The sequence below is a fragment of the Streptomyces sp. NPDC034111 genome, assembly GCF_055575375.1.
The window spans coordinates 34,967-50,659 of the sequence record NZ_JBVIST010000032.1; the positions used below are offsets into that span (position 1 = coordinate 34,967).

Annotated in this window: 11 protein-coding genes; 10 read left to right on the forward strand and 1 reads right to left on the reverse strand. The window is 70.5% G+C overall.

All coding sequences use genetic code 11. From position 1 onward, the window contains the following. Positions 1-114: 114 nt before the first annotated feature. The 5 genes from ACZ55A_RS36390 (at position 115) to ACZ55A_RS36410 (ending at position 5,959) form a co-directional block, all read left to right on the forward strand. The gene (locus tag ACZ55A_RS36390; protein WP_468849287.1) at positions 115-1,362 is read left to right on the forward strand and encodes an activator-dependent family glycosyltransferase; all 1,248 of its coding nucleotides are present in this window, start codon (positions 115-117) and stop codon (positions 1,360-1,362) included. Between the two features lie 66 nt (positions 1,363-1,428). After that, the gene (locus tag ACZ55A_RS36395; protein ID WP_468849288.1) at positions 1,429-2,496 is read left to right on the forward strand and encodes a glucose-1-phosphate thymidylyltransferase; all 1,068 of its coding nucleotides are present in this window, start codon (positions 1,429-1,431) and stop codon (positions 2,494-2,496) included. Positions 2,497-2,602: 106 nt separating this feature from the next. Then, on the forward strand, positions 2,603-3,625 hold the full coding sequence (rfbB, locus tag ACZ55A_RS36400; RefSeq protein WP_468849290.1) for a dTDP-glucose 4,6-dehydratase: 1,023 nt from the start codon (positions 2,603-2,605) through the stop codon (positions 3,623-3,625). Further along, on the forward strand, positions 3,622-4,722 hold the full coding sequence (locus tag ACZ55A_RS36405; RefSeq protein WP_468849292.1) for an NAD-dependent epimerase/dehydratase family protein: 1,101 nt from the start codon (positions 3,622-3,624) through the stop codon (positions 4,720-4,722). Before rfbB ends, ACZ55A_RS36405 begins: the two co-directional genes overlap by 4 nt. A 10-nt stretch (positions 4,723-4,732) precedes the next feature. Next, positions 4,733-5,959, forward strand: a complete 1,227-nt coding sequence (locus ACZ55A_RS36410; RefSeq protein ID WP_468849294.1) for a macrolide family glycosyltransferase — start codon at positions 4,733-4,735, stop codon at positions 5,957-5,959. An 89-nt stretch (positions 5,960-6,048) separates the two neighbouring features. Here ACZ55A_RS36410 and rfbH read toward each other — a convergent pair whose 3' ends face one another. Then, a complete protein-coding gene (rfbH, locus tag ACZ55A_RS36415; RefSeq protein WP_468849295.1) occupies positions 6,049-7,350 on the reverse strand; it encodes a lipopolysaccharide biosynthesis protein RfbH in 1,302 nt (433 codons plus the stop codon). A 385-nt stretch (positions 7,351-7,735) separates the two neighbouring features. Between rfbH and ACZ55A_RS36420 the strand changes: the two genes are divergently transcribed. From ACZ55A_RS36420 to ACZ55A_RS36440, 5 genes are all read left to right on the forward strand, one after another. Then, on the forward strand, positions 7,736-11,059 hold the full coding sequence (locus ACZ55A_RS36420; protein WP_468849296.1) for an SDR family NAD(P)-dependent oxidoreductase: 3,324 nt from the start codon (positions 7,736-7,738) through the stop codon (positions 11,057-11,059). A gap of 36 nt (positions 11,060-11,095) precedes the next feature. Next, positions 11,096-12,133 carry a ketoacyl-ACP synthase III family protein gene (locus ACZ55A_RS36425; protein WP_468849298.1) on the forward strand — a complete coding sequence of 346 codons (1,038 nt, stop codon included), beginning with the start codon at positions 11,096-11,098 and terminating at the stop codon, positions 12,131-12,133. 82 nt (positions 12,134-12,215) lie between these two features. Then, a complete protein-coding gene (locus ACZ55A_RS36430; RefSeq protein ID WP_468849299.1) occupies positions 12,216-12,653 on the forward strand; it encodes a cold-shock protein in 438 nt (145 codons plus the stop codon). Between the two features lie 312 nt (positions 12,654-12,965). Next, positions 12,966-14,174, forward strand: coding sequence for a macrolide family glycosyltransferase (locus ACZ55A_RS36435; RefSeq protein WP_468849301.1), 1,209 nt, complete (start codon positions 12,966-12,968; stop codon positions 14,172-14,174). 391 nt (positions 14,175-14,565) lie between these two features. Next, positions 14,566-15,603, forward strand: a complete 1,038-nt coding sequence (locus tag ACZ55A_RS36440; protein ID WP_468849302.1) for a methyltransferase — start codon at positions 14,566-14,568, stop codon at positions 15,601-15,603. Positions 15,604-15,693: the final 90 nt, after the last annotated feature.

Below are 15,693 nucleotides of genomic sequence, written 5' to 3' on the forward strand. Positions count from 1 at the left end.
TGCCCTGCCGGAGACCACAGGATGAGACCGACACCATCCGCGCTCCGGCCGTGAATGCGTGCCTCACGGCCACATCAAGGCCACCCAACTACGCGCGACCGAGAGGGGATCCCCATGCGCGTGCTGTTCGCCGCACTGTCCGAGAGGTCGCATCTGTATCCCATGGTGCCGCTGGCTTGGGCGATGACCGCGGCGGGGCACGAGGTGCGGATGGTCAATGCCCCGGCACTCACCGGCCTCGTCACCGGCACCGGTCTGGTCTCGGCTCCCGTAGGTCGTGACCACGGACTGCACCAGGCCATGAAACAGGCCCCCGAGACACAGGACCAGGACGTCGCCAACTGGAGCCGGCTGGGACCGGGGGAGGTGGACTGGCCTGACCTCCGCGACCGCTACGAGACCAGCGTCCGCTACGGCTTCTCGCCGTACAACGATCCAGTGATCGACGACATGGCCGCCCTGGCACAGAGCTGGCAGCCCCATCTGGTCGTCCGGGACCCGCTCTGCTACGCCGGAGCCATCGCCGCCCGCGCCTGCGATGCCGTCCACGTCCGACTGCTGTGGTCCGCCGATGTCTACGGCAGGGCACGTCAGACCTATCTCGGCCTGATGGACCAGGTCCCGCCGGAAGAGCGGGTGGACCCGCTCGCCGACTGGCTCGACGAGCGTGGCGCACCCTTCGGCGTCTCCTGCGACGAAGAGCTGATCCACGGCCAGTACACCCTCGACACCCTGCCGCCGAGCCTGCGGCCGCCCACCACGCTGCCGTCGCTGTCCATGCGCTATGTGCCGTACAACGGGGACGCGGTGTGGTGGCCGTGGCTGCGCGAGGCACCCAAGCGGCCGCGCGTCTGTCTGACCCTCGGCACGAGCAACACCGAGGCGTACGGCGGGGACTACGTCTCCATCCCCGACATCCTCGGAGCGCTGGCTCCGCTCGACATCGAGGTGGTCGCCGCGCTCCTCCCGCAGCAACGGGAGGCGCTCGTCGACATCCCCGCCAATGTGCGCGCCGTGGACGATGTGGCGCTGCACACCCTGCTGCCCAGCTGCTCGGCCGTCATCCACCACGGCGGCTGGGGCACCTACGCCACCTCCCTCATCAACGCCGTGCCACAACTCGCCCTCTGCACCTCTGTCGCCGACCTGGAGTGGCGGGGCCGGTCCCTGGAGCGCGCCGGCGCAGGGATCTACGCCCACCACAAGGAGGTCACCGCCGATCTGGTGCTCCGTCACACCCAGCAGATCCTCGACGATCCGGGCTTCGCCTCCGCCGCGCAGCGCTTGCGCGACGAGGCGGCGGCGATGCCCAGCCCGCGCGACATGGTCGCCACGCTGGAGCAACTGGTCGCGGAGCGCTGACCGGGCCGCGTCGGCCGGCGACCGACAGGCCCTCCCCCTGACACCACTCGCCCCTGGATGGAAACCGTGAAGGCTCTTGTGCTCTCGGGAGGCGCTGGTACGCGCCTGCGGCCCATAACCCACACCTCCGCCAAACAACTCGTCCCGGTCGCCAACAAGCCGATCCTCTTCTACGTGCTGGAGGCCATCGCCGAGACCGGCATCACCGACGTCGGTGTGATCGTCGGCGACACCGGACCGGAGATCCGCGAGGCGGTCGGCGACGGCTCACAGTTCGGCCTCCAGGTGACCTACATTCCACAGAGCGCCCCGCTCGGCCTCGCCCACGCCGTCCTCATCGCCCGCGACTTCCTGGGCGACGACGACTTCCTGATGTATCTGGGGGACAACTTCATCTCCGGCGGCATCACCGATCTGGTCGAGGGCTTCCGCAAGGAGCGTCCCGACGCCCAGCTCGTGCTCAGCCGGGTCCCGGATCCCACCGCGTTCGGGGTGGCGGAGCTGGACGCCACGGGCCGGGTGACGAGGCTGGAGGAGAAGCCGCAGCACCCCAAGAGCGATCTGGCGCTGGTCGGTGTCTATCTGTTCACCCCCGCGGTGCACGAGGCGGTACGGGCCATCCGGCCGTCCGCGCGCGGCGAGCTGGAGATCACCGACGCCGTGCAGTGGATGGTCGAGGCGGGCCAGGACATCCGTTCCGGTGAGCTGTCCGGCTACTGGCGGGACACCGGCAGCGTCGTCGACATGCTGGAGGTCAACCGCATGCTGCTGGAGAGCCAGGAACGCCGCATCGAGGGCTCCGTGGACAGTGCGAGCGAGATCCTCGGCCGGGTGCGCATCGGCCCCGGCGCGACGATCCGCGCCTCGCGGATCGTCGGGCCGGCCGTGATCGGCTCCGGCACCGTCGTCACCGACTCCTACATCGGTCCGTCCACCTCCATCGCGGAGGACTGCCGCATCCACAACAGCGAACTGGCCTGCTCGATCGTGCTGCGCGGTTCGTCGTTCGAGAGCGTGCGCCGGGTGGAGGCATCGCTGGTCGGCCGCAACGCCCAGGTGGCGCTCGCACCGCAGCGTCCGGTGGCCCACCGGCTGGTCATCGGCGACCACGCCACGGTGCACATCCAGTCCTGAACGCCGCGCACGCGGCGGGCCGACCATCTCACCCGCACCGAACAACGGAAGGGGGTAGGCGCGCTCCTCCCCGGCCTGGACCCCAGGCCCTCGCGCCACAACCTCGATGAGCCCCACGAGAATCCTGGTGACCGGCGGCGCCGGCTTCATCGGGTCGCACTACGTCCGCACGCTCCTGGGCTCCTTCGGTCCGGGTGACGTCCACATCACCGTGCTCGACAGCCTCACCTACGCAGCCAGCATGGCCAACCTGGACGAGGTCAGGCATCTGGACAGCTTCCACTTCTTCGCCGGCGACATCTGCGACGAGGCACTGGTCGACAAGCTGATCGCCGCACACGACCAGGTCGTCCACTTCGCGGCCGAGTCGCATGTCGACCGCTCCATACTCAGCTCCGCGGAGTTCGTCCGCACCAACGTCCTGGGCACCCAGGTCCTGCTCGATGCCGCGCTCCGGCACGGGCTGGAGACCTTCGTCCATGTCTCGACCGACGAGGTCTACGGATCGATCGCCACGGGGTCCTCCTCGGAGACCCACCCGGTCAGCCCCAACTCGCCGTACGCGGCCTCCAAGGCCTCCAGCGATCTGATCGCCCTCGCCTACCACCGCACCCACGGCCTCGATGTGCGGGTCACGCGCTGCTCCAACAACTACGGGCACCGCCAGTTCCCGGAGAAGGTCATCCCGCTGTTCGTCACCAACCTCCTGGACGGCAAGAAAGTCCCGCTGTACGGCGACGGCCTCCATGTCCGCGACTGGCTGCACATCGACGACCATGTCCAGGGCATCGAACTGGTCCGCACCGGCGGCCGCCCGGGCGAGGTCTACAACATCGGCGGAGGCACCGAACTGAGCAACCGGGAGCTGACCGATCTGCTGCTGGAGAGCTGCGGGGCATCGCCGGAGATGATCGAGTACGTCGTCGACCGCAAGGGACACGACCGGCGCTACTCGGTGGACTGGAGCAAGATCCAGACCGAGCTGGGCTACAAGCCGGGCAAGGACTTCGCCGACGGCCTGGCCGAGGCGGTCGCCTGGTACCGCGACAACCGTGACTGGTGGGAGCCGCTCAAGGAACGCGCCGAGCGGCTCGCCGAGACCTGCTCAGGGCGGGGGACGCCCTCGTGAGCAGGGCGGAAGACCCGGACGGCACACACCGCCGGGTGATCGTCCTGGGCGCGACCGGAGCCGTGGGCCGCCATGTCACCGCGGCGGTCAGCGCCGCCGGCGACGAAGTGCTGAGGGTGGCGCGCCGGCTGGACACCGTGACCGGGCCAGGGCGGTTCTTCCCGATGGACCTGACCGGCGCCGGGCCGGACGGCCTGGCCCGCCTCATCGACGCCGAGCGGCCCTACGCCGTGGTGAACGCCGCCGGCGCCGCCTGGCTGTGTTCGCCTGAGGTCATGCAGCAGGCCAACCATGTCCTGGTCGACAAGGTGCTGGCAGCCATGGCAGTCGCGTCCTGGCGTCCCCGGCTGGTCCACGTGGGCTCGGTGCACGAGTACACCCCGCAGCCGCCGGGCACCGCGCTGACCGAGCGGACGCCGACCCGGCCGACCACGCTGTACGGACGGACGAAGCTCCAGGGGACCGAGGCGGTCCTTACGGCCTCCGCAGCCGGGCAGGTGGAGGCGGTCGTACTGCGGATGTCGAACACGATCGGCGCGGGCACCTCACCGGGCAGCCTGCTGGGGCGGGTCGCGGCGCAACTGCGTGCCGCGGAGGCGGACCGCGAAGCGGTGGTGAGGGTCAGCCCGCTGCGGGCGAGCCGGGACTTCGTCGACGCCCGGGACGCCGCGGACGCGGTGCTGGCCGCGGCAGCCCTGCCGGTCGGCGGAGAGCTCATCAACATCGGACGGGGCGAGGCGGTCCCGGTGCGCACCATGGTGGAGCGGCTGATCACCGCCAGCGGACGGCAGGCACGGATCGTCGAGGAGGCGGCGCCCGGTGCCCGGGCCGCTACCGAGGCGGACTGGATGCGGGTGGAGACCAGCCGGGCCGGGCGGCTGCTGCACTGGACGGTGCGCCGCAGCATCGACAGTTCGGCACGCGACCTGTGGGAGGCCACCGCCCCCAGGGCCGAGCCGTCGCCCCCGGACCACCCGGCAGTCACCGCGCCGGTCCCGCCCCGTCCGGAGACCGCGGACCACCGTCCCCGCGGTGGCAGCACGAGAACCACGAGGACCTGGCCTCCGCCGACCCACCCCGTACAGCAGCCCGAGTGAAGGTGTCGATGTGTCAGCATTCGCAGTCACCCCCCAGCGGCATGTCGCCGTGTTCCTGTTCGCCGACTTCGGGCACATCAGCCCGACGCTCGGCCTGACCCGTGAACTCATCCGCCGCGGCCACCGGGTGACGTACTTCGTCGACCACCAGTACAGCGAGGTGGTCGAGCGGACCGGCGCCCGGGCCGTGGGCTACAAGTCCGGGCGCGGTGCGTTCGTCAAGGTGCCCCACGCCGACGGGGCCCGCCTGGCCGCCGAAGGGTATGAACTGCTGGTCGAGTCGATGGAGACGGTCTATCCGCTCGCGCTGTCCGCCCTGGAGGCCGACCCGCCGGACATCGTGCTCTACGACTTCGAATCGTTCCCGGCCGCGCGGATGACCGCGCACACCCTCGGCTGCGCCACCACCGTGCAGTTGGGCATCAGCCATGCGTCGAACGAAGCGTTCTCCATGCGGGCGCTGCTGTTCGACCCCGACGACCCGTCGATGCGCGAGGGCGGGGCGGCACTGATGCGGTTCGCCGAGGACAACGGCCTGCCCCCGGACGGGCTGGGCCGCTTCTTCCGGGAGTGGGACGAACGCAATCTGGCCTTCCTGCCACGGGAGTTCCAGATCGAGGGCACCACGTTCGACGAGCGCTTCGCCTTCGTGGGTCCCACGGTAAACGAGCCCGAGGGGGACGTGGCGTGGGCGCCGCCGGCTGACGGCAGGCGGCTGGCGCTGGTCTCGCTGGGGACCGAGTCCAACCAGCAGCGTGACTTCTTCCGCACGTGTGTGGACGCCTTCGACGGAGCCGACTGGCATGTGGTGATGACGCTCGGCCGCGACGCGGACCTCGCCGGCCTCGGCGACCTCCCGCCGCATGTGGAGGCCCACCGGTGGCTGCCGCACCCGGCGGTGCTGCCGCACGCCGACGTCCTGGTCTGCCATGGGGGCATGAGCTGTCTCATGGAGGCGCTGTACTTCGCCACACCGGTGATCGTGGTGCCCCAGGCCTTCGAACACGTCCTGACCGCACGGCGCGTGGAGGAGCTGGGCCTGGGCGGGATGGTCGACCGCGACCGGCTGACCGCGGACACCCTCGGCGCGGCCGTGGGCGACATCGTGGCCAACCCGGAGAGCCCGGAGCGGATGGCGTGGATGCGCGCGAGCGTAAAGGGGGCCGGCGGCGCGGCCCGGGCCGTCGGCCTGTTGGAGCAGTGGGCCGGCCGGCCCGCCTCGACCCCGGCAGTCTGACCCTGGCCGCGCGCCCCGCGGTCGGGCGGCGGACGGTGCCCGGCGCAACCCCATGTGCGCCGGTCACCGGCCGCCCGGGCCGGACCATGTCAGGTGCGGGAGACCACGAACTCGGTGACGCTGCGGATGCTGTGGTCGATCATCTCGTCGGTCAGCCCGGGGAACACCCCGATCCAGAAGGTGTGCTCGGCGATGGTGTCGCTGTTGGTCAGCGGCCCGCTCACCCGGAACTCCCGCTCCAGGTAAGCCGGTTGGCGGGTGAGGTTGCCGGCGAAGAAGCGGCGGGTGGCCACCCGCCGGGACTCCAGGTGGTCGATCAGTTCGGCGGACGAGAAGGGCGCGCCGTCCCGGACGGTGATCACAAAGCCGAACCAGCTCGGGTCACTGTCCGGCGTGGGCTCGGGAAGCAGGAGATGGGGCAGGCCGTCCAGCCCGGCGCGGAGCCGGGCCCAGTTGCGCCGCCGGGCGGCACCGAACTCGTCGATCCTCCCGAACTGGGTGAGCCCGAGCGCGGCCTGGAGGTCGGTCGACTTCAGGTTGTACCCGACGTGCGAGAAGATGTACTTGTGGTCGTAACCGCGCGGCAGGGTGCCCATCTGCTGCTCGAACCGCTTGAAGCAGCGATTGTCCTCACCGGGCTCGCACCAGCAGTCGCGACCCCAGTCCCGCAGTGACTCCACGATCCGGGCCAGCACCATATTGTCCGTCACCACGCACCCACCCTCGCCCATGGTGATGTGGTGGGCCGGATAGAAGCTCTCCGTCGCCAGCTGCCCGAAGGTCCCCGTCAGCCTGCCGCGGTAGGTACTGCCCATGGCATCGCAGTTGTCCTCGATGAGGAACATCCCCCGGTCCTCGGCGATCTTCGCGACCTCCTCGACGGGGAACGGGTTGCCGAGCGCATGGGCGATCATGATGGCCCGGGTGCGCGGGCCGATGGCCTCCTCGATGCGCTCCGGGGAGGTGTTGTACGTGCCGAGCTCGACGTCGATGAAGACCGGCACCAGACCGTTCTGAAGGATCGGGTTCACCGTCGTGGGGAAACCGGCCGCCACCGTGACGACCTCGTCCCCCGGCACCAGCCGCAGATCCTCCAACTGGGGCGAGGTCAGCGCACTGAGCGCCAGCAGGTTGGCCGACGAACCGGAGTTGGTCAGATGCGCCTTGCGCAGCCCGAAGTACTTGGCGAGCGCGCGCTCGAACCTGCGGGAACTGGTCCCGGCCGCGATCCGCAGGTCCAGGGCCGCTGCGACAAGGGCGACCCGGTCGTCCTCGTCGAGGACCGCGCCCGAAGCCGCCACCGGCGTCACCCCTGGCACGAATCCGGACGCGACGTTCTCCTGGTGGTACTTGCGTACCAGCTCCAGAATGTCACTCTTGCTGTACCCCATCGGCTGCCGCCTCCTGTGAATGTCCTGCCCGATGTTCCGTCGCGCTGCCGCGGGGTGCGATCCGCGGTGCGCGCGGCGCGGAGCACGTAGGGCCGACGACTTGCCACGCGGCACACCGGTGTTGCCCATCCGGTCGGCTGATCGGGGGAGTTCACTTCAGCACGCTGCCGCGGCAGGGGCCAGGTCGGCCGGTGAAGTCTAGGAATTGCCATAGAGCGGGGGCGCTGAGCCACCACACCCCGCCCGGAAACACCGGCTGAGCACGGCTGGACGAGCCGTCATCGTCTAGGGAATCTCCCACCATCGGGCTGCACATACTGGTGCCGGCGGCCCGTGTCCCCGGTGCCAGAAACCCATTCCCCGAACGCGTTGGGAGCGCCTGAGAGTGAGTGCCACGATGCGCACCGAACTGATGCGGCCGCTGGACGAGTTGCTCATCCAGCACGCCGGTCGAATCGCCGACCGGATCGCCTTCTCGGACGCCCGCCGCAGCGTGACCTACGCCGCGCTGGAGCAGCGTACCGCGCGGCTGGCCGGCCACCTGGCGGAACTGGGGCTGGACCGAGGCGGCCGCGCCGCCCTCTATCTGGGCAACGGCGTCGAGATGATGGAGGGCTCCCTGGCGATCCTCCGGTCCGCGGCCGTCGGCGTGCCCCTCCACCCGCAAGCGACGGACGCGGAACTGGCCCATCTGCTCGACGACAGCGGCGCCGACGTGCTGATCACCGCACCGGCCCTGGTCGACCAGGTGCTCCGCGTACTGCCGCAGCGCCCGGGGTGCACCGTCGTGGTCACCGGGGAGGGCGCCGCGCCCGACGGCACCGAGCGGTACGAGACCCTGGCCGCCACCGACCCCGCCGCACCGGCGCGCGACGGCCTCGGCCTGGACGAACCGGCGTGGCTGCTCTACACCTCGGGGACCACCGGGAGGCCCGAGGGCGTGCTGGCGACCCAGCGCACCTGCCTGTGGTCGACGGCGGCGGGCACCGCGCCGATCCTGGGCCCCTCGCCCCTCGACCGGGTGCTCTGGCCACTGCCGTTGTTCCCCGGACTGTCGCACAGCATCTGCCTGGCGGACGTGCAGTCCGTCGGCGCCACGGCGCACCCCCGCATGGAGGGGCCGACGGCCGACGACGTACGGGAGGCCCCGCCGGCGGCCGCCGCCGTGGGGGCCGCTGCCACCGACCACCCCCTGCTGGGCGCGGCCGTGGAGCTCCCGGACTCCGAAGCGGTGCTGTTCACCGGGCGCCTGTCGGCACGGACCCATGACTGGCTGGCCCACCACCGGGTGGCGGACAGCACCGTCGTCCCCGGCTCGGCGCTGGTCGAGCTGGCGGTCCGCGCGGGTGACGAGGTGGGCTGCGGCCTGCTGGACGCGCTCACCCTCGAAGCCCCGCTGGTCCTTCCTGAGCAGGGCGCCGTCCAGCTCCGGGTCATGGTCGGCGCACCGGACGAGACGGGCCGCCGGCCGGTCACCGTGCACGCGCGACGCGACGACGGGGGCACCGGACGGCCGTGGACCTGCCATGCCACCGGCACCCTCGCAGCGAGCGGCCCCGCCCCGTCGTGGCGCCTCGACGTCTGGCCCCCGACCGAGGCCACCGCGGTGGAGACCACCGGGCTGTACCCCGCCCTGGCCGCCGCCGGCCACGCGTACGGGCCCCCCTTCCAGGGGGTGCGGGCGGTGTGGCGGCGTGGCGATGACCTCTTCGCGGAGATCGCCCTGTCCGACGAGCGGCGTGCGGAAGCCGCCGCGTTCGGCCTCCACCCCGCCCTGCTGGACGCGGCGCTGCACCCGCTGTGGGCGGAGGGCGACGACGACGCGCGGCAGGCGAGTCAGCCGGGCCGGTGGCGCGGGGTGTGCCTGCACACCGCGGGTGCCTCGGTCCTCCGTGTGCGGATCACCCGGGCGGCATCGGGGGAGTGCACCGTCGTCGCCGCCGATGCGACCGGCAGGCCGGTGCTCACCGTCGAGCACCTCGCACCGCGAGCGGTGTCCTCCCCCGCACTCAGGGGCGCCGGCGCGGCACAGCAGGACAGCCTGTTCCGGGTGGAGTGGACCGATGCGCCGAGCGCGTCGGTCGCGGTGGACGTACCCCGGTCGTGGGCCGTGGTGGGCGACGACCCGCTCCGGGCGCGGTCCGGGCTGATGAAGGCCGGACAGTACGCCGAGCGGTACCCGTCGCTGGAAGCCCTGGCCGAGGAGATCGACGGCGGCGCGTCCGTACCGGACGTCGTGGTGGTCACCGCCGGCACGGACACCGGCGGCGTCGACGCCGCGGACGCCGTCCACCGGCTGACCCGGCAGGCGCTGTCCTGGGCCCAGGAGTGGCTGCGGACCCCGGCCTTCACCGCCTCCACCCTGCTCGTCCTCACCCGCGGCGCGGTGGCCGCCTGGGACGGAACCACCGCACGGGACCTGGGCGCGGCCGCCGTGTGGGGGCTGATCGGCTCGGCGCAGACCGAGGCGCCCGGCCGCTTCAGCCTCGTCGACACCGACGCGAGCAAAGCCGCCTGGCGTACGCTGCTCACCGTCGCCGGGGCCGATGAGCCCCAACTCGCCCTGCGCAAGGGCGCGTTGCGGGTACCCCGGCTGGTCCGGTGCGCCGCCCCGGCCGAGCGCACGCCGCTGTTCGACGGTCCGCCCGGCACCGTCCTCCTCACCGGCGGCACCGGCCTGCTGGGCGCCGCCCTCGCCCGCCACCTGATCACCGAACACGGCGTACGCGACCTGCTGTTGACCAGCCGCCGGGGCCCCGACGCCCCGGGCGCCGCGGAGCTCCGCGCCGAGCTGACCGCGCTGGGCGCCCATGTGACCCTCGCGGCGTGTGATGTGGCCGACCGCGGCGCGGTGGACGCGCTGCTGGCGACGCTGCCCGCCGACCGTCCGCTCACCGCCGTGGTGCACACGGCAGGCGTCACCGACAACGGGATCGTGCTGTCCCTGACGCCCGGCCGGCTGGAGACGGTGCTGCGGCCCAAGGTGGACGCCACGCTCGTCCTGCACGAGGCGACCAAGGACCTGGACCTGTCGGCGTTCCTGGTGTTCTCGTCCATCGCGGGGATCCTGGGCGGCGCGGGCCAGGGCAACTACGCCGCGGCCAACGTCTTCCTGGACGCTTTCGCCCAGCACCGCCGCGCGCAGGGCGCCCCGGCGCTGTCCATCGCCTGGGGCCTGTGGGCCGGCCGGGACGTCCTGGCGCCCGGCACCGCCCGGCTGCCGGTGCAACCGCTCCCTCTGGCCGAGGGGCTGGAACTCTTCGACGCGGTGTGCGGCCTGGACGAGGGCCATGTGGTCGCGGCACGGCTGGACAGCGCCGAACTCCGCGCCCGGGCCGCGTCCGCCGACCTCCCGCCGCTGCTGCGCGGACTGGTGCGGAAGCCGGCCCGGCCGCTGGCACAGGACGTGCCGGCGGAGGCGTCCGCGCTGAGGCACCGCCTCGCCGCGATGACCGATACCGAGCGGGACGAGACGCTCCTCGAACTGGTACGCCGGCACGTTGCCGCAGGCCTGGGCCATGTCTCCGCCGAGGCGATCGGGCCGGAGCAGGCGTTCAAGGACCTCGGCTTCGACTCGCTGACGGCCCTGACGGTCCGCAATGCGCTGAACGCGGCCACCCAGCTCACCCTGCCCCCTGCGGTGGTGTTCGACTTCGCCAGCCCGCAAGCGCTGGTGCAGCACCTCAAGAGAGAACTGCTCGCATGCTGACGGGCCTTGGCTCCACACGGAATGAGGAGATTGTTCGTGAAGGTGGATGACGTCTACATCGACTCCCTGGGAGTGTTCCTTCCTGAATGGCTGAGTGTGGAGCAGGCGGTCGCCGACGGCATCCTGGACCCGGAGATCCCCAAGACCAACGGACTGACCGGCACCCATGCCGCGGGGGACATCCCGGCGATGGACATGGCGGTCAGCGCCGCCCGGACCGCTCTGGAGCGCTCCAAGCTGGACGTCGACGCCGTCGACGGACTCATCCACAGTGCGGTCAACTACCAGGGGCCCGTGGGGTCTTATCCGCCGGGCTACATCATGCGTGAGCTCGGTATCGGGAAGGTCCCCGCGCAGTACCTCCGGCAGGGGTGCAACGGCATGCTGGGGGCCCTGGAGGTGGCCATCGGGCAGATGACGGGCGCCGCGGAAGCCGAGGCGGTACTGCTGACCTCGGGCGAGAACTTCACCGCACCGGGAGCCGACCGCTGGAACGACGGCTTCGGTCATTCGCACTTCTTCTCCGACGGCGGCATGGCGGTTCTGCTCAGTGCCGAGGAGGGGTTCGCCCAGGTCCGTTCCCTGAGTTCCGGCGTCCTGAGCCCACTGGAAAGGTGGCACCGCGGCAGTGGGTCGCTGTTGCAGCCCGGGAATCCCGACGAAACGCCGACCATGCCCGAGCGGGCCCAGCAGTTCAATGAAACCGAGATGCCGCTGTCCGAGGCCCTGGAGAAGCTCACGCGCTTCAACCTCGATGTCATTCACCAGTCCCTGGTGGATGCGGATCTCAACGCCTCCGATCTCGCCAAGGTCGTCACGATCAATATGGACGGGCGGATGCTGGAGTACGGGACCATGATGCCGCTCGGCCTCACCATGGAGCGGTCGAGCTTCGATTACGGCAGGTCGGTCGGGCATGTGGGAGGGGCCGATGTCTTCATTTCGCTGGAGCATCTGGTCCGTACGGGCGAGGTGGGTGCGGGTGATAACGTCCTGTTGTTTTCCCAGGCGCCCGGATGGCTCTGCACGGCGAGCGTGGTGACTGTGCTGAATCCGCCCCCGTGGGCCGTGTGACACCTCGACGGACGACGGCGCGAGGGGCCGGGGGCCCCTGAGGGTGACGATGTGGCAGTGGTAGAGGTGAGGGAACGCTGTGATGGCTACAGGTACAGTGGTGCGTTTTGATGATGTGCGCGGTTATGGCTTCATCGCCCCCGACGCCGGCGGCGAGGACGTCTTCGTCCATGCCAACGACTTGAGGGACGACAAGCACCTGTTCGGCAGTGGGCTGAGGGTTGAGTACACCACCGAGGTCGGCGAGCGCGGGCTCAAGGCCAGCGACGTCAAGCTGCTGGGGCCCGCGCGCACGGCCGCGGTGCGGCGGCAGGCTCCGGTGGCCGGCGGGCCGGAACGGCCGGGGAGCGCGGAGTACGACGAGGACCTGATGTGCGATGTCCTGTCCCACGCCGAATTCCGGAACGAACTGACCGAGGCGCTGCTCGAAGCGGCTCCCTCGCTCACCGCGGCGCAGCTCGTTCAGGTACGCAAGCGCGTCATGGAAGTGGTCCAGGCGCACAACTGGATCGAAGCCTGATCCACCGCCCTCGCGACGGGGGCGGAAAGGGCAGGGCGGAGGAATCATTGCCGTCCGGGTGCCGCGAGCCCCGGACGGCACTGATTCCTCCGCCTTTTGCTTTCTCCTCGCCTTGTTCGAGATATCCGGCGCGGTGTGACCGCTGGCGAAACCCCATGAATCAACTAGTCCTTCGCCACCCTCGTTGACACCGGATTCGGGACCCCCGCACCCTCGCAAGGAAACCCGAACCCAAGTAGCGGAGCCTGCCGGGCTGTCCGTGCTCAGCCGGAGTTACCTACGGTCCTGCATTCAGCGAGGAGAACCGTCGCCGTGTCCAGCCATATTGCCGTTTTCTGCATTCCCGCTCACGGGCACATACGTCCCGCCTTGGCAGTCACCGAGGAGCTGGTGCGCCGCGGTCACCGCGTGAGCTTCTTCACGCCGGAAGGATTCACGCCGGCCGTCCGGCAAACCGGGGCGAGCGTGGTGCCTTACAACTCGCCGCTGGCGGAGGCGTTTGCCGCGGGGCACAGCGTGGACCTCCCGCCTGAACAGATGGCCTGGTCGCTGATCATGCTCCAGTTCGAGAGTGAGGCGCTGATCCGGGCGGCCGAGGAGCACTTCACCGACGGTCCGCCCGATCTCCTCTTCCATGACACGTCCCTGGCCTTCGCGGGCCGGACCCTGGGAACGCTCTGGAACCGCCCCGTCGTCCAGTCCGTCCCCGCCATGGCATCCAATGCCCACTACTCGGACCTCGACACCATGTTCGCCATGATCGGCGTCCCCGAGGACCACCCGGCGATGCCCGAACTCTTCCGCCGTGCCGGCGAGGTCGCCGAGGACCGCGGGCTCTCCGTACCCATCGAGGAACTGCTGGGCTGGCACAGGCCCGTGGAGAGCGTGGTCTACGCACCCCGGGTGTTCCAGACCGCCCAGGAGACGTTCGGGGACGAAACCGCCTTCGTCGGGCCGTGCTTCCTCACCGAGGACCTCGCCGCCACATGGGACGCCCCGCAGGACGACACCCCGCTGGTCGTGATCTCCATGGGGACCATGTCCCAAGCGCAGTCGGAATTCTTCCGCACCTGCGTGCGTGCGCTCGGCGGTCAGCGCTGGCGCGCCGTCATCACGGTCGGCAACGGCTTCGACACCACCACACTGGGGACCATACCGCCCAACATCGAGGTGCATCCGTGGATCCCCCAGGTCGCCGTCCTGGAACACGCCGATGTCTTCGTCACCTCCGGCGGCCTGGGCAGCCTCATGGGCGCGGTGCACACCGCCACCCCGATGGTCATGGCCCCGCACCTGCCGGAGCACCAGGTCACCTGCGTTCGCGCGGCGGAGCTGGGGCTCGGTGTGCTGCTCGACCCCCAGGAGGCCACCGAGGAGAAGATCCTCGCCACCCTGGAGCATCTGATCGCCGACGAGGCCACGCGGACCCAGCTGCGCCATCTGCAGGGGCTGACGGAGGCCGCCGGCGGGGTGACCCGGGCGGCGGACATGCTGGAATCGCGGATCCGGGTGGCCGGCTGAGGCATCTGTCACCGAGGGGGGCCGTCGGCGCGGGAGGCAAAACCTCCCGCGCCGACGGCCGTTGGGGAATTCCCTACAGAAATCATCACCGCTTCGGTGGTCGGCATCGCCGGAATAGGGTTACGTCAGGCGCTCCAACGGGGGATCGCACACAGCAGAATGACGGATCGTCAGCAGACCTGTACGGCTCCGTTGACCGTTCCTCTCCGCGGGCCCTTTTCCGGGCCGTGCCGAGGCGTGCCGTGCATGTGTCCATGACCGTCCGCTTGAAATTCTGCTTGACGATTCCTGCCTCCGATGTCAGGCGGGCACGCCACCCCTTCGCCCACTGCCTCCTCTTCATTGGGCGGGCGACGGATGTGGCCCGTAACCCACCCCAGGAGCATTGCGCATGACAGAGTTGAGGAAGCCGGACGAGGTAGCGCTCCGTCCGTATTACAAGGCGCACTATCACTTCCAGTTCCTTAGCGCCGCCTTCCGGTTCGGACTCTTCGAACTGCTGGAGAAGGACCCGGGAACAACCCTCACCGGCATATCCGAACGGCTGGGCCTCGAACGGCAGCCGGCCCGCATCCTGCTGCTGGGCTGCGCCGCCACGGGCCTGGTACGCAAGGAGGGGGACGGCTACCACAACACCCCGCTCACCCAGCCGCTCGGGGAGCGGCCCGACCATGTGCCGGCCACCTACATCCCCTGGGAGACGCACGGCATCTACCGTGCCGCCGGCTGGTTCTACGAGTCGCTGCAAGAGAACTCCAACATCGGCCTTCAGCGCGAGATCCCCGGCACTGCGCCCACGCTCTACGGCCGCCTGGCGGAGAACCCGGAGCTGGAGTCCACCTTCCACACCATGATGAGCGCGGTGAGCCAGCTCGTCGCCGAGGACGTAGCCACCGAGCTCGACCTGTCGGAGTACCGGCACCTCCTCGATGTCGGTGGCGGCGCCGCGATGAACGCGGTGCATCTGGCCCGGGCATGGCCCGATCTGGAGATCACGATCGGCGACCTGCCGTCGATCGCCCCCCAGGCGAACGACCGGATCGCAGCGCTGGACCTGGCCGACCGGGTACGCGCGGTCAGCCTCGACGCCTTCCACGACGAGTTCCCCGTCGGCCATGATGCGGTGTTCTTCGCGCACTTCCTCGAGATCTGGTCCTCCGACCGCATCCGCGCGCTGCTGGCGAAGGCCTCCCGCGCGCTGCCTTCCGGCGGCGGCGTCTTCGTGGTGACTCCGTACCAGTACGACGACGAAACCGGACCGGAGCGCTCGGCCTACCTCTCCGCGTACTTCCACACGATCGCCTCCGGCGAGGGCATGGTGTACACGCCGAAGGAGTACGAGCAGTGGTTCGACGAGGCGGGCATCGAGCCCGCCACGCCGGTGCTGCTCGGCTCGGACACCGTGGTGATCTGCGGCCGGAAGCGCTAGGGGGTGTCCGCAAAGTCCCGTCGTCCGCCCGTAGGGCGGGGCCCGCGGCGTCTGGTGCGGTGCATCGCAAGGCGGAGGGTCGTCCTCGTA

Excerpts from the sequence above, each read along its gene's own strand:
- rfbB (WP_468849290.1), top strand. The coding sequence starts at position 2,603 with ATGAGCCCCACGAGAATCCTGGTGACCGGCGGCGCCGGCTTCATCGGG.
- rfbH (WP_468849295.1), bottom strand. The coding sequence starts at position 7,350 with ATGGGGTACAGCAAGAGTGACATTCTGGAGCTGGTACGCAAGTACCAC.
- ACZ55A_RS36390 (WP_468849287.1), top strand. The coding sequence starts at position 115 with ATGCGCGTGCTGTTCGCCGCACTGTCCGAGAGGTCGCATCTGTATCCC.
- ACZ55A_RS36430 (WP_468849299.1), top strand. The coding sequence starts at position 12,216 with ATGGCTACAGGTACAGTGGTGCGTTTTGATGATGTGCGCGGTTATGGC.
- ACZ55A_RS36440 (WP_468849302.1), top strand. The coding sequence starts at position 14,566 with ATGACAGAGTTGAGGAAGCCGGACGAGGTAGCGCTCCGTCCGTATTAC.